We start from the raw sequence: 21,576 nt of genomic DNA on the forward strand, positions 1-21,576 counted from the left end.
TAGCGAATTACTTACGCTTCATCGAGGCCTTGGTGTCGGCCAGCATTTCCGTATGGGTGAGCATGCCATCGCCATCGCGGTCAATCTTGCAGAAGGCGCGCTGCACCACTTCCGGCTTCATCTGCATTTCGCCATCCGGGCGCTTGCTGGTCCAGCCGCGGCGGAAATCAGTGAATTCGGCCAGGGAAACTGCACCGTCGCCATCGGTGTCCATACCCTTCATGCGCTGTGCCGCTTTCACCTCGGCATCCTGTGCGGCCACCGGTGCGGACACCGTCAACGCGGCAAACGTTCCAGCGAGCACCATCGCAAAACAAGTCATCCTCATGCCGTCTCCCCTTTTCGATAATCAATCAGTTCTGATCATTTTCGATCTTTTATGACGCATTCTGGATTCATGTCAATATTGGTTGGGTCGGAGGCGAGCAATATTCCCTATCCCTCCAATTAGCCCATTGGTCACGATTTGGTCGACCGCAGATACGGCAGGTCTCTGTCAGCTTTATCGAGCGCCCTGCCCCGCATCGATGCCCGATGCTCATCCGTGCCCTTTTAATTCTTGTATACGCCGGAGATCGACGATCCCACTTCACCATGACAGCATTAGCACCGCGCAACTGCACCTCGCGGCGCACGCGCTCTGGCGATCACCTCCCACGATGACAGCAAAGCCGCCATCCGTCATTGAATCAATATCTTGCATTTTTGATCATTTCTAATCATACGCAAGGTTGCCCTGCCGGGAGAACTGGCGGATGAACCGAAGAACGAAACAAGAGAAAAGGGTGGCCGAGGAGATGGCGACAATGGAGCATCGGGTCAGTGGCTGTTTATCTCGAATTCGGCGGAGCGTGGTCATGGCAGGCTGCATTATCGCCTGTTCCTGCTCGACAATTACCGACACTGCTGCAACCCAGCAGGTGCAAATGGAACGCCCAAACTTCATCTTCATTTTGGCGGATGATGTCGGGATTACTGACCTGAATGCATATTCTACGAAGCTCATCGGAGCATCGGTTGATGAGCAGTTCTATTCGACTCCCCATCTAAACCGGCTAGCCTTTGAAGGCATCAGCTTTGAGCAAGCTTATGCCACGCAGCTTTGCTCTCCGACCCGCGCAGCCTTGCTGACCGGCAAGTTCGCGCCCCGCCTTGGCTTTACGACAGCAACGCCCCCCGTACGCACCTATTTCTCTGCAGGGCTCGAACCACCAGATGAGCTACAGCCGCTCGATGCAATCGAGCATCGCGATCGGCCAATGCCAGAGATGCCTTTGTTCAACGGCAAGACACAAACCGCGCTGCCAACCGGCCACGCACTCGATCTTGGGCAAGACGTCCAAACAATAGCTGAAGCACTAACGGACTATCGCTCAGCTTATCTCGGTAAGTGGCACCTTGGAGGGCATGGGGCGCCGGGGCATCAGCCACGCGACAACGGCTTCGAGGAATTGGCCTGGTTTGACAGTGGAGGCTCACCCTATTTTAACTGGCGCCAGAATTGGCTCGACGATCGACCGCACTTCGAAAGTTCGCCGGTAGAAAAGATCGAGATGGGCTACCCCGGTGAGCCGACCGACCAAGAATATCTGACGGACGACCTCGCTGCTCGAGCCGTGCAATTCATCGAGGATCAGAAGGACAGCAACAGGCCATTCCTGCTATATTTCGCACATTTCGCAGTTCACACACCAATAGAAGCGCCAGAGGGTGAAACTGCTGCCTTTGCCGAGAAACCGCAACGCGGATGGAAGGGACATAGGAATCCGACCTACGCAGCGATGCTGGCTTCGCTTGATCGTTCGGTAGGAGCGATCCGCAAGGCGCTGGAACGAACAGGGCAGACTGATAACACCTACATCATCTTCATGTCAGACAATGGAGGTGTCGATTGGCAAGTGGGCGCGGGCGCTACAGCGCTCCGGATCGCTCCCGGAGCGGCCTTCAAAGGCGAACCGCCTCCGACTTCCAACGCTCCGTTCCGGGGCGGGAAGGCTACGCTGTATGAAGGCGGCGTGCGCGTTCCCTTGATTATCGTCGGACCGCAAGCGAAAGGCGGGCGCTGGGTCCGCCACCCAGTTGATGCGACCGACATATTCCCGACTTTGTACGATCTAGCCGGCTATAATCCGGAAAGGCTGTACACCGATGCGACCTTCGATGGTCGCAGTTTTGCATCACTCTTGGGAGCAAACTCACATTCCGAGTACAGCAAAGATACGATCTATTGGCATTATCCCTTCAATGTGGTGGTGCCCGATCCAACGGATAATGTGCCACTTGGCCCGGCCTCAAGCATTCGCAAAGGCCGCTACAAGCTGGTCGTGCGCTGGCATGGCGACAAGCAACTGTTTGATATTGAGTCCGATCCTTTTGAGAAAGTGGATATGGCGAGTGCAAACCCCGACTTGGTAGACAAGCTTTTCGACGACCTAGTGACATGGCTCAGCGCGAACGTGTCAGCGCAATATTTCCCGAAGATCAATCCAGCGTATGATTCGTCAAAGAACCCTCGCGGGGACTACAGAACTATGGGAACTCTATTAGATGACAAAGCAAATGAATTAACGCGGAGATCTAAACGGTCTCAATCGAGTCTGGCGCCTTGATCAATGACAGCAGATTCCGTTGCAACTCGTCACTGCCAGCCCGCTCTGCGCAGTCAAAACGGCAGAGGAAAATGACTACATCGTGTTTCGCAAATCGCACAGCTTTCGTCCCATTCTGGGCGTTTTGGCAGCGCACTCTCGCGCAATTATGGACCGGTAGTCCTAAGTCCCTCCGGCAGCTAGGACATGAGAATGAAGATCAGTAAAATTTTGCTGGGCCTAGTGTTTCCCATATGGCACCTCGCTCTGCCGCACGCCATCGCGTCGAGGGAGCCAATCGAACTCGACCCAAGCCTGACAGAAGCTGCCGCGACTGATTCACACGCTGGACCGGAACGAGGCACGGCATTGGCTGACGACTGCGCTATGCCAGACAAGCTGAAATCCGATGGCCCGCAATCGTCGCAAGTGGCTCGCTACGAATTTATTGATAATGGTATAATTCGATTGGGGATCGACATCGAATCCGGCGGCAGCGTGTTCTGCTTTGCCGAGTCCGCAACGAAACGGAACGTGCTAAATCATTTCGACAGGGGCCGTTTTGTCCAGCAATCCTTCTATGGCAACAGCGACGGTACCGTCTGGGATTGGGCAGGTGGAAACGCGCAGAAATGGGTCTGGAACCCGGTCCAAGGGGGTAATTACAGTGGCATCCCTGCCAAAATCATCGAGCAGAAGCTTGATGGCAATTCCGTTTATGTGAAGACTAAGCCCAAGCATTGGGTCACTGGTGATGACATCAATGATGCCACCATGGAACAGTGGATTACCCTCGATGACGAAATTGCCCATATCCAATATCGCTTCGTCTACGATGGGAGCGAAATTCATCGGATTACCGACCAGGAAATGCCCGCCGTTTTCGTCGATTATGCACTGAACGAACTCGTGAGTTACCGCGGCGATGCGCCTTGGACGAACGCTCCGCTCAGCCGGTCAAACCCGGGCTGGCCCAACGAGTACCATTCCGCTTCCGAAGAATGGAGCGCATATGTCGATGCCAATGACTGGGGGGTAGGCGTCTATACGCCGGGTACCGATAAGGTCACCGCCTATCGCTACGAAGGTGACGGGAAGTATGGACCGTTGGCGGAAGCGACATCCTACTTTGCGCCCATTCGGCGCTTTTCGATCAAGCCGGGGGTTACCATCGACTATAACGTCTATCTTACCATCGGAACGGTTGCCGAAATCCGATCCCGATTTGCTGATCTAGCCAATACAGCCGAACGCTAATCCTTCGAAAACACCAAGTCGTGCCGCAAATCCGCGCGATCGATGCTCCAGAGAGGCAGCATAGTTAATTTTCATCATATTCGGCTGTCAGGCTTGACTGCCCTCCCTATGTGGTGATCATCTTACATAGATCGCAGTATCATCCCAGCGGGCGAGCAGCGGGATACCACGCCAGCGATATTCTCAAGCCTTTCCGGCACATTCCATTGGACTTGGCGCACGAAGCAAGCATTGCTGTCGCTACTGAATTGCGGCCTTGATGGCGGCCGCAGCCCCATCGCCTGGCGCGAACCGGGGCCTTGGGTGGTGGGAGCAGCATAAGGCTGCTCCGTAGATGGAGAACCACCTATGACCACCCAGACAAAGAACAAGGCTCAGGACAAAGCGCCGGCTGCGGGCGCGGCCAAGCCAGAAAAGCCAGCACCCCGCTCTGCCAGCAAGATCGACCAGGTCATCACCATGCTCGGGCGCAAGCAAGGCGCCACACTTGCCGAGATGACCGATGTCACAGGCTGGCAACCGCATTCCGCGCGCGCGGTGCTGACTGGCCTGCGAAAGAAGGGCCACACGATCGTTAAGTCAAAGCGCGATGACGTCACCTGCTATCGCATCACGGCAGCGGAGTGATGGCACGCATCGACCTCGACTCTGAACTGGCTGCGCTGGAGGCAATGCCTCTGGCGCAGCTGCGCGAGCGATGGTCCACTCTCACCGGCAGACCAGTCCCGCGTGTACGAACCGCACTGCTGCGGCTGGCGCTGGCCTGGGAGCTGCAAGCCGCGGTCCATGGCGGGCTGTCACGACATGTGCAGCAGCAGCTGGCGCAGCTCGCAGCGGGCAAGACCGAGACCCGCAGGCACGAGCCCGGCATGCGGCTGACGCGCGAATGGAACGGCGTGCTGCATGTGGTCACCATCGCAGACGATGGTGCGATACGCTGGAACGAGAAGACATGGAACTCGCTCAGCAGCGTCGCCCGGGCAATCACCGGCACGCGCTGGTCAGGCCCTGCCTTCTTCGGATTAAAGCAGAGGAAGGCGGCGGCATGAAAAGCATCCGCTGTGCCATCTATACCCGCAAGTCATCGGAAGAAGGTCTCGAGCAGGACTTCAACTCGCTTGATGCTCAGCGCGAAGCCTGTGCTGCCTATGTGTTGAGCCAGGCATCAGAAGGCTGGAAGCTCCTCCCCGATGTCTATGACGATGGCGGGCTGTCGGGCGGATCGCTCGAGCGCCCTGCCCTCCAGCGTCTGCTGGAAGATGTGAAGGACGGCAGGGTCGACATCATCGTCGTCTACAAGGTCGACCGGTTGACGCGGTCACTGCTCGACTTTGCCAGGTTGGTCGAAGCATTTGATGCTGCCGAGGTCAGCTTTGTCTCGGTCACCCAGTCATTCAATACCACCACCAGCATGGGACGGCTGACCTTGAACATGCTTTTAAGCTTCGCGCAGTTCGAGCGCGAAGTGACCGCTGAGCGCATTCGCGACAAGATTGCCGCCTCCAAGGCCAAAGGCATGTGGATGGGAGGCACCCCGCCGCTCGGCTACGAGCCTGATGGGAGAAGCCTCAGGACCGTCGAGGAGCATGTCGCGATCGTTCGCGACATCTTCGCGCGTTATCGCCGACTGGGCAATGTCAGGCTGGTCGCAGAAGAGCTGGCATGCGAAGGCATCACAACACCGCGGCGCCAGACTGCCAATGGCAAGTGCTATGGCGGCTGCGCCTTTACCCGCGGCAAGCTCTATCATCTCTTGCGTAACCCGGTCTACGCAGGCGACATCGGGCACAAGGGCAAGACCTATCCTGGCAACCATCCTGCAATCATACCGCGGGAGGAATGGGAGGCGGTTCAGCAGCAGCTGACGGAGAATGTCCGCGGCACGCGCACGGCGCGCGAAGCCAGCACCGCCATGCTCGCAGGAAAGCTGTTCGATCAATCCGGCGAGGCGCTGATCCCAGTGCATACCAGCAAGCCCTGCACCACCGGAGGGACAACCAGTCGCAGGCGTTATCGCTATTATGTCTCGAAGTCTGCGCATCACTACGCGGAAACTTCGATGCACGACAGCATGCGCATCCCGGCCAGGGAGATCGAACAGGCCGTCGCCAGCGAACTGGTGAAGGCACTTGCTGACCCGCTTGCCCTCGCCCGGCAACTGAAGATCGACATCGCACCCGCCCAATATGCCAGGGTAACCAGCAGGCTCGCGCAATCGCGGGGCGAGCTTGGTCGCCTCCGTCGCTCTTCGATCAATCCCCTCGTCGATCGGGTGACGATCCATCCCGATCGGCTTGAGCTTGTTATCTCGGCCCAGGCGCTCGCTGAAATGCTCGGGCTGCACCTCGATCCCGATGCGCCACCGTCGATCCGACACATCGCGAAAGTTCGGCTAACCCGCTCAGGGCAATCGCTCAGGCTGGTCGATGGCAGCGGCATCCCGGCCGGATCGCGCGGTCCAGACCCGACGCTCCTGAAGCTGGTTGCCCAGGCGCATCAATGGTGGGGCATTCTCTCGCGCGGCGAGGTCGACGCCACCCGGCTTGCAGACCAGGAAGGCGTCAGCGTGTCCTGGATTACCCGGGTGGTCCGCCTTGCCTTCCTCTCGCCGCAACTGGTCGAAGCGATCCTGGCAGGCAAGGCGCCTGCGGCTCTTGATGGCAAGGCGCTGCTGGCAACGGGCGCGATTGCGCCCTCATGGGATGAGCAGGCGCGCGGGTTACTCGGTGCTGGCGTCACTGCTTGTGCGCAAAGCCCAACAAGAACCGGATCGTAGCCGAAGTCAGCTAGCTATCGGCCTGGGGCCGCCGCCCCTTTTTCCTCGACAATGATGTAGGCAATTACGCTTTCGCCAATATTGCGCATCTCATGCCAGGCAGTGCCGTTGCTTGTGAAGCTGGAGCCGGTGGCAATCACTGCTTCGCGCGTGCCCGATGCGTCGATCAACTCAGCCTTTCCCCCGCTCAGGGCGAAGCCAAAATGCGGCGGGTGATAGTGGCGCTCATGACCGGCGCCAGGAGGGAAGGTGCAACGAAGCACCCGGTAAGAAGGTTTCTCTTGCAGGAGCTCACAAGCCTTCTGGCCCTTCCATCCAGCTACTAAGGCATCCGGGACTGGGGTCTGGACATCGTCGCGTGTCACGCATCCGCACAAGAGTGCGAATATCAACACGGCGCTTGCGGCTTGTTTCATCTGGGACTCCCCACAGCTCCAACTGGAGATCCTAGTAGTCAGTACTGCTCTCTTTGAAGATACAGTAGCACTTTGATGCATGTGAATGTCGGAAAGTGGGCCGTTTGCAGACAGTCTGCTTTCAGTTGTCGGAACGCCATATACAGACAGTCCGCTATCGACCCAAGAACCGACATTCAGCTAGCTGCCCATAGGCACTCCAGCTGAATGCCGCGGCAAAACTCGACTACGGTTTGGTTTCTGCTGGCAAGGGATCGGCAGTCTCGAGTTTCTCCAGCCAGGCTAACTCTCTAATTGGCTAGATTAAGTTTGCCACCCACACGATGGCTATCGCAGCGGGTAGGAACAGCGCTTGCGCGAGAAGCGTTCCAGCCAACCTGCTGATTGAAATCCAAGCAATTGCACGGCGGAAACTCGACTCAGACTGCTTACCATCGACGACATCATCGGTCAGGACCGACAGGTGAGGGTCGATAAAGAGAAATAGCAGGATGGTCGCGAAACCGTTCACGACTGCCGACAACTGCGAAGCCGTCACCCGGTATTCGGGATTGAGATAGCCCGCGTAAATCGCGGCAAATACTCCGACTACGAGCAAGGCTTGCGCGACACAATTGGCCGCCAAGATTCCCCACGTAAGCTCTCGCGGCTTTTCTTTTCCTACAGACGCGCGTGCCGGGACGGAAATCGAAGTGCGCAAGATACGCAAGCCATCTGGCGATAGACCTCTAAGAAGTGTTCTGGCTAGTGATTGCCTGGGTTGCACCGCCTCAATTGCATGGGCAAACATACGTTGTGCCGTGGGGACCAGTATCAATCCCGCCAGCACGCCAACAAATGCGGACAATAGGATCATTCTGAAGTCCGTCTCAAGGTTCGTCGTAATCTGTCCAGCGAGACTGTTCTCAACACGCTTGGCGACCAACGGCGCCAGAAACCCGTTCGCTAGTCGTGAGACCAGTAGCAGCACATTGAACAGGGCGAAGCTCATTGCGATTCGTCCTGTTCGAACTCCAGCGATGCGTGCCGCATAGGCTAGTGCGCCAATAAGATTGATAACAAATGCGAGGCATAGCAACGCAGTCATATTCGTATCCATAGATGCTCGCTATTCTTGTCTTCTGAGTCTGCAGGAATAAGCTGGTCAGAATATCCATGCCTTGGCGACAGTGAAAAGGCTGGTGATCGTCAACACAGTTGCGACCATGAAGAGAAGCAATCTTGCATTGATCCGGCTGGTCAGAATTGCGCCGATGGGCGCAGCAATAACGCCGCCGATGATGAGGCCGATAACGGCGTGGCTAAATGCGGAAACGCCAAGCGTGACCAAGAAGGTTATCGACACGGCTAGGGTCAAAAGGAATTCAGCCGAGTTGACGGTGCCGATAGTCGTGCGAGGATCGCCGCCCTGCACCAGAAGGTTTGAGGTTACGACGGGTCCCCATCCACCCCCGCCGGCGCTGTCTAGAAACCCACCGATGAACGCAAGTGGCCTGGTGAACCGTGGGTCCTGGAAGCGGGGCCAGCGCCCGAAAAAGACCGCCTTATAGAAAAGGAAGAGACCGATAGCGGCCAGATAAAGCATGACGAACGGCTTTGCTGCCGATGCATCGACGCTCGATAGCACATATGCGCCCAGAATGCCTGCGAGGACGCCAGTAGGGACCAAGCGCCAGAACAACGGCCAATTAATGTTCTTGCGCCAAAGGTGGCTGGCTCCCGAAGTGCCTGTGGTGAACACCTCGACCAAGTGCACGCTCGCAGAAGCCGTTGCAGGAGGGACTCCGAGAACACTGACAAGCATTGTTTGGGTGATGACCCCAAAGGCCATGCCAAGCGCACCATCTATTATTTGGGCTGCAACGCCCACGAGAATGAATGGAAGCAGGTCGACAAAGAATGGAGCAATTGAATCGAGCATCGTCATGGTCCTTTACAGGTCCTTCCGGCCCCAAGTTTTGGCCCTAGAAACGACGCCTGACTGAAATCCGCGATTGGAAATAGCTGTAGCCGTCAGCAGCGATCGCACTGCTTGAGGGCGTATTGGTAAAGGTCAGTTCAGCGCCCACCGTCCACGGTGAGTCCGTCGGGCTGTCGACCTGGAATTGGGCGAAATTGGCCCGGTTCCAGTCGGAGTTACTGTCTCTCTGCGCGCCAATTCCGCCGACCGCGCGCAGGCGCCAACCCTCCATAAAACGCCGAACCTGTAGAGCTGGCAGCACCTGCACGAAATTGCGCGGCGAATAATAATCGAATTCGCCAGGCCTGGAGCTGTGGAAATAGCGACCACGCAATTGCGCGCTCAGTCCCCAATCGGGCTTCAGCACATGGATATAGCTACCGCGCAGGTGATATCGCTCGTTTTTGCCAGTAAATTCCTGCAGCCCGGCCATCGCGGTGAAGACATTGCGATCATCAACCGGCAGGTCGAACGCCGCACCAGCAAAGGTTGAATAGAGCTCGCGCTCCAGCCCCAGCGGGGTTTCGACGATGTCACGCTCTATGAAGAACTCCTTGCGAAAACGGGCATCGTCATGGATCGAGGCAGCGCCGATCACGCTGTCGCCATCGCTGCCGATACGTGCCGCCCAGGTCCAGCCACTAACCTTTTCACCAGCTTGCAGGAACACGCGCTGGCGCTGCTCGGTTGGACGATCGAGCAATTTATACCAGGCGTTTTCGATCCGCAGGCCCAAACGCCTGGAATTACCATCATTGCGGAGGTCGAACTCGCCTGCCAGCCGAATGACTGTGGTGTCGTCGCTATCGGTCGAAATAAACAAGTCGCTGCCGATTGCCGGGCCTGTGTCAGCCTCCTGCCCGAGCGCGGGCGAAGCAAGCAAAGCGCAACCGGCGACAAAGGTAACCGCATTTCTATGGATCAGCCCCATTGCTTCTTCCTTCCGAACAGTTCGGCGAGATAGCCCCAAACCGAAACGGGTTGCATGACCAGCGGATAAGCGAATGCAAACAGGAAGAAGCCCCACAGGCTTTTCTCCATTTTGATCCCCTCGCGCCTCAGCATGCGGGACTGGATACGATAGATGGTCACGTTCCATAGCGCGGCGATCGGCAGCACCAGCAGCGTGATCGGTCCAGCCAGCCAGTATACTCCGAGCAATGCCAGCAGGAGACCCGGCAGGAACGCCAGGGTGAAGGCCAGGTCGATGCTGACGAACAGCAGGTTCCAGTAGATGAACATGGTCATGAAACGCCTCTTGCCGAGCAGGCGTTTGTGGATGGCGAGCGCTTCGATCATACCACGCGCCCAGCGCTTGCGCTGGTTCGCCAGTGCCTTGAAGGTTTCCGGCGCATGGGTCCAGGCGATCGCATCCTCCGCATAACGGACGATGTAATTGCGGCGCAACAAGGACCATGTCAGCACGATGTCTTCGCCGACCGTGTCCGGCCAGCCGTGGGCTTCCTCCAGCGCCTTGCGTCGGTAGAGCGAGAAAGCACCTTGCGCCACCAAAGTGCCGTTGAACATGCCTTGCATTCGCTTGACCGCAGCGATGCCGTGGAAATAGTCCCATTGCTGCGCGGCGGTCACCCAACTCTCCATGGGATTGGCCACGAGCACGCAACCTGCCACTGCGGCGGTTTGCGGCGGCGCGGCGTAGAGATGGCCGACCATCGCGGTAAGGCTGCCCGGCTCAAGCAGCGTATCGGCATCGATCGTCACGATCAGATCGTGCGAGGCAAGCGTCAATGCATGGTTCAATGCGCGAGCCTTGCCACCATTTCGCACCATCCGCTCAACCCTGAGCGTAAAGCGCGGATTGGCTGCAAACATGCGCTGGCATTCCGAAGCAACTTCGACGGTCCGGTCTTTCGATCCGTCGTCGATCACGATCACCTCAAGTTCGCCCTGATAGATAAGCCCGCTGAGGCTGCTTAGCGTGCCTTTGATGTAAGCTTCCTCGTTATAGGCCGCGACAAGCAGTGTCAGTGCTGGCCAATGCTCGGGGTCTTCTCGCTGGGAAGCAGGTCGCTGCACCAGGCAGGACAGCAGGAAGGCGTTCATGAAGCCGGGCACGTATGCGACAAAGGTCAACACCACAAGCGCGATGACCGGGTGCGAAAGATTGCCGAGATCGGTCAGCCAGGGCAGCGACAACCATAACGAGAACAGCAGCCAGAGGGCGGCGAAGCCAAGGCTCGTGACAAAGATCACGCGCCGGTGAATGGCGCGCTTTCGCCAATAGCTGCGGTTGCGCCGCAAGCCGAAGGCGCGGCGATCCGGCCCAGTGTAGCCCGGAGTAACGATCATTTGTTGGGCTGCATCGCTGGGCTGCATTCGCGAGGTTTCTTTGTCTTGGAGCAAACCCGAAGGTCTGCAGAGTGGGTGATTTCAACCGTTTGTTAGGAAATTTCCGCAAGTGAGCGGTTTACCGCGAGGGTCATAATCGCCCTCACCTTAGAAAGGGCATTGGGTGATTGACTATTTCGTAGACCGCTTAATCGACTACTCGATCCTGGTCGGCATGTTTGCCGGTAAGGCACTGGTCGTGCTTGCCTTCTACGGCGCTTAATCGACATATTTTTGAAGCGCAGGTGCCGGCGGCATCAACCCGACATCAATAGATCGCTCCATCAGCCAATGCGCCGCTGCAAGGGCCAAGACTGCACCCATGCCCGCCAGGAATGCTAGCAGAAATACCGTTCGTGGATCGGTCTTCGTGAATTGGTGATCCTCGACTTCATGAGCAGTGCTTTGGAACGACACGATGTCGAAACAATCAGTTTGATCCCTAATTTCTGCCGCTGTTCTGACTTCATTCTGCCTGGGCTTCATTCGCTCTGACATCATTGATTTATTACCTTTGCGACCACGAAAGGGACAGTCAGGAGCCTGGCTAACTACAACGATTATGCCGTAACGGCCGAAAAGTTAGCTCGATGCCTGTAGTTTACCGACGAGAAGCTAATCGATCGTAATGGTCACCGCGCGGCGGTTCTGCGCCCATGCTTGCTCGTTGCTGCCAAGCGCTTTGGGCCGCTCCTTACCGTAGCTGACTGTAGTCAGCCGCGATGCATCAATGCCAAGTGATTGAAGATAGTTCTTCGCTGCATTCGCGCGCCGTTCACCGAGCGCAAGGTTGTATTCGCGGGTGCCACGCTCGTCAGCATGTCCCTCAATCGTGGCGCGCTTATTAGGATAACGCGCAAGCCATTGCGCTTGGCTCTGAAGCGCTGCTGCGTCGATGTTGTCGATGTTGAATCTGTCGGTGTCGAAATAGATGACATCTTGCCCGGCCATTTGCTGGACGAAGTCTGCCTGACTGCCGGGCACAATTGAGTTTCCCCGGTCAGTCGCTTCCGACTGCACTGGTCCTGGAGGAGGCGGCAGTTCCTCCGGTCGCTTCTTTGAACAGGCTGAGACTGCGAGTGCGGCAGTGAGTAGGATGACCGTGGTCGAAGCACGTGACATGGTTCGGAAACTCCAATTCGGGAAAGTCTTTCTTCAGATTTGCCGAATTAGAGCAGAATGCATTCGCAGCGTTAGTATGCGATTTTCACACGCCCCATAAAAACCTCATAGTAACACTCGTTGGAATTTCCCTGCTAAACCAATGATGTCCAGAGCGATTGACCAAATTGCTCCTTGACAGCGAGTAGTAGTCGGCAGGTCGCCCTTGTCCCCAGCAGCCCCCCGGCGGGCTGCCGACTACAGATCGCTAGGTCTGCGGCTCCATAATCAGCGCAAGCCGGTAGCCAACACCGGGCTCAGTCAGAATCAGCTCAGGATCGGATGGGTCAGCTTCGAGCTTGTCCCGCAGCATCGCCATGTAGCTGCGCAGATATTGGCCATCCACAACCGGACTCGACCAGCCTGCGATCATCAACTGACGCTGCGTGACCACTTGTCCTGAATGGCGCACCAACAGCTCGAAAAGCGCAAACTCTTTTGGTGATAGATGGATTGGCTCATCCATCAAGATTAGTTCCCGCTTAGCAAGGTCCACAATCAGGTCCCGCGAGATATATCGGTTGACCTGCGACCCTGAAATTTCGGCACGGCGGCGTTCGAGAACCCTTATACGCGCCAGCAATTCTTCCAGCCCGAAAGGCTTGTCGACATAATCGTCTGCGCCAAGATCGAGTGCCCTCACCTTGTCCTTTTCAAGATGGCGAGCCGAAATGACTATTAGGCTAGCCTTGGCCGTCTCCTTGATCGGTGCAATAAGGTCGCAGCCGTCGGTATCCGGCAGGCCAAGGTCAAGGAGCACCAGATCGAGGGCCTCGTTTTCGACCACTTTCAACGCTTCTGTGCCATTACTGGCCTCAACGACCTCATGACCGAGCGATGCGAGAACTGGCCTCAACGTATCGATTATCGAGGGTTCATCGTCGACGATCAGAATGTTCACTAGGCTGCCGCCGCTGCATCGGGAGATTGCACCAACGGAAGATCAATCGTGACCCGCGTTCCATTCCCACCCTTAAGGGGAGATTCCATCGATATTGTGCCTGAGAATGCTTCGACAAAGCCCTTAGCGATAAAAAGGCCCAGACCCATTCCGCTCTTTGAGCTATCTTTGCCGCCCTTGAAGAAGCGCGTGAAGACGTGTGGTCTCTCGTGCTCGAAAATCCCCGGTCCACTATCTGTGATACTTATAGTTACCCTATCTTCATCGCGAACCAAGTTCACTCTCACTGGCCCATTTTGACCACCGAATTTCTGCGCATTGTCGATCACATTGTAGATGGCCTGCTCCAGCATTGTGCCGTTGGCTCGGACGAACGCAGGTTCGGATGAAAAGTTGTGTTCGAACTTGAGCGAAGTGTGACTTGCCTTTGCCTGTTTCATTGCCAAACGAGCGATTTCAGTGAGATCAACGATCTCAAACTGATCCTCTGCAATACCCGACTGTATCTGCCCGACGTCAAGGAGTTCAGAGGTATAGCGATCTAACTTGGCGCATTGCTCTAGTATCGAACCGAGAAACCTAAGACGGTCATCATCGCCGAGGCTCACCTGACCCGAACGCAGCGCACCGGCGGCCGCCTGGATGACGGTCACTGGCGTGCGAAGATCATGCGACACAGAAGAGAGCAGCGCATCTTTGAGCTTCTCGTTTCTGGCCGCTGCCTTGGCTTCCGCGGCTTCTTCCAAGAGCAGGCAGCGTTCGACCGCTAAAGCCAAAAGGGCCGCAATCGACTTGAGGTTGGGCATCAAGCTGCGATCAGCCGGTAAATCCGCAAGACGAAACTTCACCAGCCCGAGTGGACCACGTGCGCCCGTCAATTCCATGAAGACTGGTTTGCCAAGTTTATCTTCTGGCTCGACCGCCTCCATAAAAGGCTTGAGCTGATCAAATTCGACCTCGCCTGTGGAAGGCCGGACAAAAGCCTTGCCCCTGGCCAGGAAGATTTCGACCGTCTTGACGCCCTGTCTCGGGATAATACCGCGAATGGCATCCTCCACGTCCTCCAGTTTTACAGCGGACTGAAGGCGGTCGCTTACCGTCAGCAGAAAAGCCGTCTCCGACTGTGCATTATACGCCTTGAGAGCGGAGTCCTTGAGACGACCAACGAGTGCACCAGCGAACAGCGCCGCTATATTGAATGCAATCAGCGGAACCGCTTCATCGGCACTGGTGATGCCGAATTGAAATGTCGGTTCGCTCAGGAAAAAGTTATATACGAACGAGGCGGCGATAGCGGCAACAATCGCGCTCGAAAGACCGGACCGAAAGGCGATGAGTATCACGCCTGTCAGGAAAATCAGCACCGCGGTGATTGGACGATCAGCCTGCTGCGCTGCATAGGTGCAGCCCACCGCGAGCAAGAAAATCGCACAATCCACCGCCACTCGAAGCAAGGTTTGGCTAAGCACTACTTGTCCTCTGGTTTGCTAAAAACGCTGAAAGCCCATTAGCCCATTGCGAGGAGTATAGCATGCACGCCATTTTTATGTCTTGGTGAGCTAGGTTGCCGTTTGATCGGCGGCCTATGTTGGATAGAGTACTGCTGGGCAAGTTCTCAAATTAGCGACTTGTGATTGAACGACCGCTTTCCACCCCAATAGCTGCCCCTGAAGGTTCGTAGACGCCAACCCTAAAGCTGATTGGCAGCTTTGCTGCGCTATCAGCCAAAAATTGCTGGTCTGCAATCGACCCCGCCACGCAAATTTAAAGAATAGTTCTCTCAGATCTTTCCGGCAGGTGGAGAGTCGAGCCTGCTAATCTTTAATGACGGTTGGTCAGTTGTAAGCCCATTCTTCAAGATGATAGTGCCCCGGATCAACGCATGATTTGCAACGCGAGGACCAATCATGAAGCCCTCTAGCCGATTTTCGTTCATCTGTGCTCTTGCTTTACTGTGCGCGGGGCCTGCTTTTTCGGCTGATCCGCCTTTTGAAGGCAAAATTGCGCCTGACGTGTCACAGTCGACCCCGGCTTGGCCGAAGATAAAGAGCGCACCGGAAGGTGCTCCCAATATCGTTGTAATCTTGCTTGATGACATCGGGTTCGCCGACACATCGACCTTCGGCGGCATTGCTGAAACACCCGCGCTCGACCGGCTGGCAGCAAGGGGTTTGCGCTATAACAATTTCAACGTCACCGCGATGTGCTCGCCCACGCGAGCGGCTCTGCTGACCGGCCGCAACCACCACCGGGTCGGTTACGGCGTCATTACTGAAGGCGCGAACGGCTATCCTGGCTACAATTCCTATTGGAAGGAAAGCACGGCGTCTGTCGCAGAGGTCCTTCGCGACAATGGCTATCGCACAGCCGCTTTTGGCAAGTGGCATAATACGCCGGAATGGGAGATCACTCGCGCGGGTCCGTTCGACCGCTGGCCAACCGGCCTCGGCTTCGACCATTTCTATGGCTTCCTGGGCGCGGAGGACAATCACTGGGAGCCCAGCCGCCTCTACCGCGATACGACCCCTGTCGAAGGCGCTCAGACGACAGACAGATCCTATCACCTTACAGCAGACCTCACCGACAAGGCGATAGACTGGGTGGCAGAGCATCGCTCCTTTGCGCCCGAGCGGCCCTACTTCCTCTATTTCGCGACTGGCGCTGTTCACACGCCGCACCATGCCCCTGAAGACTGGATCGCGCGCTATCGCGGCAAGTTCGACCAGGGCTGGGATGTACTGCGCAAAGAAATCTTCAAGCGCCAGAGGCGGCTCGGGGTCATCCCGCCCCATGCCGAGCTTACGCCGCGTCCACCGCAAATCCCTGCGTGGGATACGCTGAGCGCAGACGAACAGCGGCTCTATGCTCGCCAAATGGAAGTCTACGCCGCCTTCGTTGCGCACACTGACTATCAGATCGGGAGGTTGCTGCAGGCGGTTCAAAACGCGCCCGGAGCGAGCGAGAACACTTTGGTCTTCTACATCGTCGGCGATAATGGTGCGGTTGGACGTCGGCTGCCGAATTATGGAGGCGATGCGACCCTGGAAGAGGATCTTGCCCGGATCGACGATCTTGGTGGCCCCCTCGTCCCCTTCAACCAGTACCAGGGCGGCTGGGGCTGGATGGGCAACACCCCGTTCCAGTATTGGAAGACTGTCGCGTCGCATTTTGGCGGGCTTCGCGCACCGATGATCGTGTCATGGCCAACCAGGATCACGGATCGAGGCGGCCTGCGCCAGCAGTTCCAGCATGTGACCGACATTGTTCCCACGATCTATGATGCGATCGGCCTTACGCCTCCGGCGCAGGTCAATGGCGTCGCGCAGCAGCCGATGGATGGAAGCAGCCTTGTCGCGACATGGTTCGATGCGGCGACTCCTTCGGCGCACCACACCCAGTATTTCGAACTCTCAGGCAGCCGGGCGATCTATCACAAGGGCTGGATGGCATCCGCGCTCAGCCGCTTCATGACGCCCGACAGCAATCCCGACCAATGGGAGCTTTACCACGTCGCAAAGGATTTCAGCCAGGCGCGCGATCTTGCTGCGAGCGAACCGGCAAAGCTCGCCGAATTGCAGGCACTGTTCGATCGCGAAGCCTGGGCCAATAGCGTCTATCCCATTGGCGGCGCAGGTTGGACCTCGGATGGCAAGCCGTTCACGGCTCGCAATCGCAAGCGTTTCGATTTCCACCAAGGCCAATTCCGCGTTCCGTGGGCGCAAATTCCGGACTTCAACCAGTCCTTCACGATGGAGGCAAAAGTTACCATTCCAGAGGATGGCGCGCAGGGCGTGCTGGCGACGTTCGGCTACCGTAACAAGGGCTTTGCCTGGTACGCCAGAGATGGACGGCTAGTCTTCGAGCACCGCGAAGGCGTCAATACGGACATAATAACAAGCAGCCGTCCTTTGCCAAAGGGGTCTGCTACTCTACGCTACGAATTCACTTGCGAAACCTGCGAAGGACCGGGGCGCTCGCGCATCCCGATTGCCGGAACCGGGCGTATGTATTTTAACGATGAGCTTGTGGCCGAAGAACGCCTTGGCAAGGTCGCGCTCATCAATGGCGGCGAAGCCTATGCTTTCTACATCGGCGCAACCGGCGGATCGCGCGTAAGCGATGCCTTCGAAGCGCCCTATCCATTTACAGGCGAGCTCGAGCGCTTGAGTATAATTGTCGATTAGTGTCTCGCTGCCGCCAGGTAACAAGCTCGCAAGGCTTTGAGAAGGGCTGCCTCTTCTTTGCGGCATGTCCGGACGTTATAGTCACTCATGGCTGAGGACCGCACGCGATCTGCCATTGCAAGCAATGCGCAACGTCTACTTTCCACCCCATGAGCGGCCAAATTCCTGCCACGCAGCGCGGCCTGAGAGCCGACTGCCGGTTAATCGTGCGTGATGCTTGAAAGCGGACCAGCCGCTAACGACCCAATTGCGGACATAAACGGCAGTCTTACTAATCAGTTTCATGGATGCCGATTTTGTCAGAAGAATGGATCCTGGTTCTGTTATTCTGCTCTTTCGCGCGGCGGAGCTGGCGTGCGTGTGCGCATGTAGCGAGCAAGGCTCGATTCCCCTTTCGTCATCTCTGTTGGCGCTTCAAGGAAATCGGGATGTCGCTCACGCGCCAGGGTCACGATTTGCTCAGGAAGGTCGTAAAGGCTCGCGGCGGAGCCGGTTGCGCAAATATACGAGATCGCTCCTTCCGCCTGCCCCATCAGCATCCACGGCTGCCATGGTCGGCGATGAACCCACTGCCCATAGCTCGACACCTTCGTAAGCGCAGGATTCTGCAGGTCAGCCCATGACACGTTGAAAGAGTTGCTGTCGCTTATGGCGATCATTAGGCCGCTCGACTCGCGCTTCCAGATTTCCGGATCAAGCGGATTGCGCACCCAGAGGTCGGCGTAATTCTCTGTCAGCACACGGTCGCCAACTCTGGTCCAATTGAGCAGGAACGGTTGGGATGTGGCCTTGTCGACTTCCTCGTATAGCCCAATATCGCCGCGGTACGGCTTCAGCTCGATATTGATCGAGGGGTTCGCAATGTGATCAACCGTGACCGTCTCACCCGAATAGGGGTTTTCCCAGCGGTCGATTACCTCATGCGTTTCGAAATCGAGGAAATAGCCCAATTCCTTGCGCAGCATCATGTAGCCCGGGCCGTTCTCCCGCTTCAGCAGGCGCACGGTACCCATGCCGATGATCCGCATAAGGTCGCGCGCGGCCTCGCCGGGACGTTGGCCGGAAACGCGGCCAGCATACCAGCTGTAAGAAGTTGCGGCTGGATCGGTATCGCCGACGATCCGGGCATAGGCCTCCACATTGCCCATGGGCGTCGAAAGATCGACAAACAGGTCTGATTGGCCAGCAAGTTCCCCTCTAGGGGAGCTTGCGGCTGAAGCAACGGCGCGGCCTGAAGATAACGCCATCGTTGCCGCCACTCCGGAGAGGGCAAATGCACGACGCGAAAGGATAGGCATTTCAGAGACTCCTGCTTTCGATTTCCTTCAGAATGTCCACGGCTAAAATGGTCTGGACATAAATATAGTTATGCACAATTTGTCGATCCTGATTGAAGCGTCGACTCAAACAATCATATTGGTGTCGCCATATTCAAAACTGCGCTCTGTTCACAATGAATTGGGCCAGGATTTCATTGAAGATATTCGGCTGTTCCATCATCAGGAAATGCCCGGTTCCTTCCAACCGGATTTCTTCCCACGACGGGATCATGTCTCTCGTTTCGAATTCGGGGTCAGGAAATGATTGCGCAGCCCAAACGGTAAGTGCTGGAGCGTCGATGATCTTATCGGACTGATTTGCTGGATCACTCATCGCGTCATAGGCGCCCTGAGCGGTGATTGACGATGCGCTCATCATCATGGCTCGAATTCTCTCTGTCAGTTCCGAGGATGTTTTCTCCACGAACATCCTCTTTATGAGAGACTCCCGCAATTCCCGTGTCATCTGGACTTCGGGATTATCGATCTTGGTCCATTCTCTCTGGTCCAGCCTTCCATCGACAGCGACCAATCCTGCGACGCGGTCTGGGTACTTCAGGGCGTAAGCGCGGATCACCAAGGCGCCCATCGAGTGACCGACCAGCACGACCTTATCGGCGCCGATTTCCGCACGCACAGCCTCGACGGCATCAGCAAACAGCCGCATCGAGTAGCCTTCGACGGATGCTGGCCCCTCGCTTTTACCGTGCCCAGGAAGATCGAGCGAAACGACGCGGTAATCTTTCGCAAGAACCGGCAGTTGCGCATCCCATGAGCTTTCGTCGCAAGTCCAGCCATGAACAAAGATGATTGTCTGACCCGAGCCCTTCACGGAGGAGTGAACGAACAGGCTGTCGACGGACGCCGCCATTACGGCAGGGCTCAGGCAAAGCGACGCCAGTATTGCAAACATGCTCCTCAAGATCATTAGCACGATGGCCCTCCAAATGAGATGTTCAACGGTCGGTAATTGCCGCAGACCTGCCCTCGGCCAGTGCCGTGTTAAGCTCCAGTTCTGCAAGGAATTCGAGCAGGTCCCTGTTGAAGCGATCCGGCTCTTCCAAAAAGGGCGAATGGCCACTTTCAGGATAAAGGATGGAACGTGAATCTGGAAGGTGGGCTTTGAGTTCGGCAACTTTTTCCAGAGTTACCGTCCCGTCAATTGCCCCGTGGATCATCAGGATCGGTAGGTTGAGATGGCCCGGCAGGTCCGAGTTGTCGAGCCAGATTTCCATCATCGCCCGCTTTGCATAAGGGGGCGACATGGCCATAGAAAGTTCCATTAATCGCTTATTTGAAAAGGAAGATGGCTGGGCAGTCATAACGCGGCTGGTCCACGCGATCCCGTCAAACAGCTCGTGATAGTTGTCGGAACGCACGTCTCCCGCCGGTTCGGGCATGCCATAATCTGCCGGATCAGGCGGAGGCGGATTCTCGACCAAGCCGGCAAGGCTCGAGGCGAGCACCACGCCGCGTGCGCAATGCACACCGCAGTGGCGCAGATAGTTCATCGCGACATAGCCTCCGAAGGACCAGCCAACGATGACTGGGCGATCGAGACCGCGATCGGCAATAACCGCTTCGACATCCCTGGCCCACACCTCCCATCCAGCATAGTCCTCAGATTTCCAGGGCTTTCCAGAGAGGCCATGGCCGCGCAGGTCGAACGAGACGATCCTCGCCTTCTCGGCGAGTTCCCCAATCTGGTTCTTGAACACGACGGACGAGAAACCCATGCCGTGTAGCAAGAGGATGGGAACGCCATCTGGATTGCCCCATTCCTGCACAACCAGCGGGACACCGCCGTCGCCACTTATGACCGCAGATCTTGGCGAGTTGAAATCAGTCTTGCTATGGGCATGGACCACGGCAGGCACGCTTATGACAAGCAGAGAGAACAAGGCGGCGGCCAGTGACTTAAGCATCGCCGAATTCTCCGACATGATCTGCTTCGATGCGTGATCGCAGCGGCTCGGGGATCTGATCCCAGCGCTCGAGCTTGAGGGCATTGAGCCGCATCATCACATGACCTTTGGTGTCGCCCATGTTCATCCAGGTGCGATAGCTGTTGAAGGTCGTGTACTGCATGGTCGCAGGGACGAAGCCTTCCGGCTTACTGACGTCCTCCAGGGACGCTTCAAAGTTAGCCATGGAATTGGAGATGCGCGGATTGCCACCACTTCGCGATCCCACTGTGACGAACAAGTATTCGGACATCCAGATTCGGTCACCCTTGATGTCCGGTCGTATAATCCTGCCATCGAATGAGATATTAGACGGCAGGTCTCGCTGCGGCCGCACGGCCATCTGATCGCTGAATATGAGGTCTTGTGACGAAAGATAATGCTGCGGTGTGATCGCTTCGTCAGTGAAAACGTTGTTCACCTCGCCATCGATGACTTCGCCGGTTTCCAGATCGCAATAGTAGCCGGCTTCCTTGAGGGTGTAGGCGACTTCGCTATCACTTATCCGGGTTGCAAGCGTTTGGCTGGCTCCTTGCATCTGGAACAAGGGTCGCATGGGTTCGCCATAGCGATCGCCATAGAGCTTGCCGGTGTACCACCAGAACGTCTTGCGCCCGACATCGGAGCTGCGAATTCGGAGAAACAAATCCAGATCCGAAGATTCGAGTTTGGGACTTGCAAGGAGTGAAGAGGGAAGCATG

Annotated in this window: 20 protein-coding genes; 6 read left to right on the forward strand and 14 right to left on the reverse strand. The window is 56.7% G+C overall.

Annotated features, from left to right (window positions below; genetic code table 11):
* Positions 1 to 7: 7 nt before the first annotated feature.
* Positions 8 to 328: a hypothetical protein gene (locus ACG9DO_RS13760; protein ID WP_394728881.1), complete on the reverse strand. Its 321-nt coding sequence runs from the start codon at positions 326 to 328 to the stop codon at positions 8 to 10.
* Positions 329 to 926: 598 nt separating this feature from the next.
* On the opposite strand from ACG9DO_RS13760, the gene ACG9DO_RS13765 reads away from it, so the two are divergent.
* From ACG9DO_RS13765 to ACG9DO_RS13785, 5 genes are all read left to right on the forward strand, one after another.
* Positions 927 to 2,609 (forward strand): sulfatase, encoded by a 1,683-nt coding sequence (locus ACG9DO_RS13765; RefSeq protein ID WP_394728883.1) that lies wholly within the window; start codon positions 927 to 929, stop codon positions 2,607 to 2,609.
* A 192-nt stretch (positions 2,610 to 2,801) separates the two neighbouring features.
* A complete protein-coding gene (locus ACG9DO_RS13770; protein ID WP_394728885.1) occupies positions 2,802 to 3,845 on the forward strand; it encodes a hypothetical protein in 1,044 nt (347 codons plus the stop codon).
* 348 nt (positions 3,846 to 4,193) lie between these two features.
* Positions 4,194 to 4,472 carry a DUF3489 domain-containing protein gene (locus ACG9DO_RS13775; RefSeq protein ID WP_394728887.1) on the forward strand — a complete coding sequence of 93 codons (279 nt, stop codon included), beginning with the start codon at positions 4,194 to 4,196 and terminating at the stop codon, positions 4,470 to 4,472.
* A complete protein-coding gene (locus ACG9DO_RS13780) occupies positions 4,472 to 4,894 on the forward strand; it encodes a DUF2924 domain-containing protein (RefSeq protein ID WP_394728889.1) in 423 nt (140 codons plus the stop codon). The genes ACG9DO_RS13775 and ACG9DO_RS13780 overlap by 1 nt, the downstream gene beginning before the upstream one ends.
* Complete coding sequence (locus ACG9DO_RS13785; RefSeq protein WP_394728891.1) at positions 4,891 to 6,621, forward strand: recombinase family protein; 1,731 nt, start codon at positions 4,891 to 4,893, stop codon at positions 6,619 to 6,621. Before ACG9DO_RS13780 ends, ACG9DO_RS13785 begins: the two co-directional genes overlap by 4 nt.
* Before the next feature lie 14 nt (positions 6,622 to 6,635).
* Here ACG9DO_RS13785 and ACG9DO_RS13790 read toward each other — a convergent pair whose 3' ends face one another.
* The 9 genes from ACG9DO_RS13790 to ACG9DO_RS13830 form a co-directional block, all read right to left on the reverse strand.
* On the reverse strand, positions 6,636 to 7,037 hold the full coding sequence (locus ACG9DO_RS13790; RefSeq protein ID WP_394728893.1) for a cupin domain-containing protein: 402 nt from the start codon (positions 7,035 to 7,037) through the stop codon (positions 6,636 to 6,638).
* Between the two features lie 298 nt (positions 7,038 to 7,335).
* A complete protein-coding gene (locus ACG9DO_RS13795; RefSeq protein ID WP_394728895.1) occupies positions 7,336 to 8,136 on the reverse strand; it encodes a lipid II flippase Amj family protein in 801 nt (266 codons plus the stop codon).
* A 45-nt stretch (positions 8,137 to 8,181) separates the two neighbouring features.
* Positions 8,182 to 8,958 carry a sulfite exporter TauE/SafE family protein gene (locus ACG9DO_RS13800; protein ID WP_394728897.1) on the reverse strand — a complete coding sequence of 259 codons (777 nt, stop codon included), beginning with the start codon at positions 8,956 to 8,958 and terminating at the stop codon, positions 8,182 to 8,184.
* A 43-nt stretch (positions 8,959 to 9,001) separates the two neighbouring features.
* A complete protein-coding gene (locus ACG9DO_RS13805; protein WP_394728899.1) occupies positions 9,002 to 9,928 on the reverse strand; it encodes a hypothetical protein in 927 nt (308 codons plus the stop codon).
* Positions 9,919 to 11,307, reverse strand: a complete 1,389-nt coding sequence (locus ACG9DO_RS13810) for a glycosyltransferase (protein WP_394728901.1) — start codon at positions 11,305 to 11,307, stop codon at positions 9,919 to 9,921. The genes ACG9DO_RS13805 and ACG9DO_RS13810 overlap by 10 nt, the downstream gene beginning before the upstream one ends.
* A 258-nt stretch (positions 11,308 to 11,565) precedes the next feature.
* Positions 11,566 to 11,847: a hypothetical protein gene (locus ACG9DO_RS13815; RefSeq protein WP_394728903.1), complete on the reverse strand. Its 282-nt coding sequence runs from the start codon at positions 11,845 to 11,847 to the stop codon at positions 11,566 to 11,568.
* A gap of 114 nt (positions 11,848 to 11,961) precedes the next feature.
* A complete protein-coding gene (pal, locus tag ACG9DO_RS13820) occupies positions 11,962 to 12,468 on the reverse strand; it encodes a peptidoglycan-associated lipoprotein Pal (protein ID WP_394728905.1) in 507 nt (168 codons plus the stop codon).
* A 247-nt stretch (positions 12,469 to 12,715) separates the two neighbouring features.
* Entirely contained in the window at positions 12,716 to 13,408 is a 693-nt protein-coding gene (locus ACG9DO_RS13825) for a response regulator (protein ID WP_394728907.1), read from the reverse strand.
* Positions 13,408 to 14,877, reverse strand: a complete 1,470-nt coding sequence (locus ACG9DO_RS13830; protein WP_394728909.1) for an ATP-binding protein — start codon at positions 14,875 to 14,877, stop codon at positions 13,408 to 13,410. Before ACG9DO_RS13830 ends, ACG9DO_RS13825 begins: the two co-directional genes overlap by 1 nt.
* 543 nt (positions 14,878 to 15,420) lie before the next feature.
* Between ACG9DO_RS13830 and ACG9DO_RS13835 the strand changes: the two genes are divergently transcribed.
* Positions 15,421 to 17,592 (forward strand): arylsulfatase, encoded by a 2,172-nt coding sequence (locus ACG9DO_RS13835; protein ID WP_394728911.1) that lies wholly within the window; start codon positions 15,421 to 15,423, stop codon positions 17,590 to 17,592.
* A 323-nt stretch (positions 17,593 to 17,915) separates the two neighbouring features.
* Here the strand turns inward: ACG9DO_RS13835 and ACG9DO_RS13840 are convergent, their stop codons facing one another.
* The 4 genes from ACG9DO_RS13840 to ACG9DO_RS13855 all read right to left on the reverse strand — a co-directional run bounded on the left by ACG9DO_RS13840 (position 17,916) and on the right by ACG9DO_RS13855 (position 21,521).
* On the reverse strand, positions 17,916 to 18,890 hold the full coding sequence (locus ACG9DO_RS13840; protein WP_394728913.1) for a DUF1838 family protein: 975 nt from the start codon (positions 18,888 to 18,890) through the stop codon (positions 17,916 to 17,918).
* 133 nt (positions 18,891 to 19,023) lie between these two features.
* Entirely contained in the window at positions 19,024 to 19,782 is a 759-nt protein-coding gene (locus tag ACG9DO_RS13845) for an alpha/beta fold hydrolase (protein ID WP_394728915.1), read from the reverse strand.
* A gap of 85 nt (positions 19,783 to 19,867) precedes the next feature.
* Positions 19,868 to 20,854 (reverse strand): alpha/beta fold hydrolase, encoded by a 987-nt coding sequence (locus tag ACG9DO_RS13850; protein ID WP_394728917.1) that lies wholly within the window; start codon positions 20,852 to 20,854, stop codon positions 19,868 to 19,870.
* Positions 20,829 to 21,521, reverse strand: coding sequence for a DUF1838 family protein (locus ACG9DO_RS13855; RefSeq protein ID WP_394728919.1), 693 nt, complete (start codon positions 21,519 to 21,521; stop codon positions 20,829 to 20,831). Before ACG9DO_RS13855 ends, ACG9DO_RS13850 begins: the two co-directional genes overlap by 26 nt.
* Between the last annotated feature and the right edge of the window lie 55 nt (positions 21,522 to 21,576).

The sequence above is a fragment of the Altererythrobacter sp. GH1-8 genome, assembly GCF_043702085.1.
GTDB lineage: Bacteria > Pseudomonadota > Alphaproteobacteria > Sphingomonadales > Sphingomonadaceae > Erythrobacter.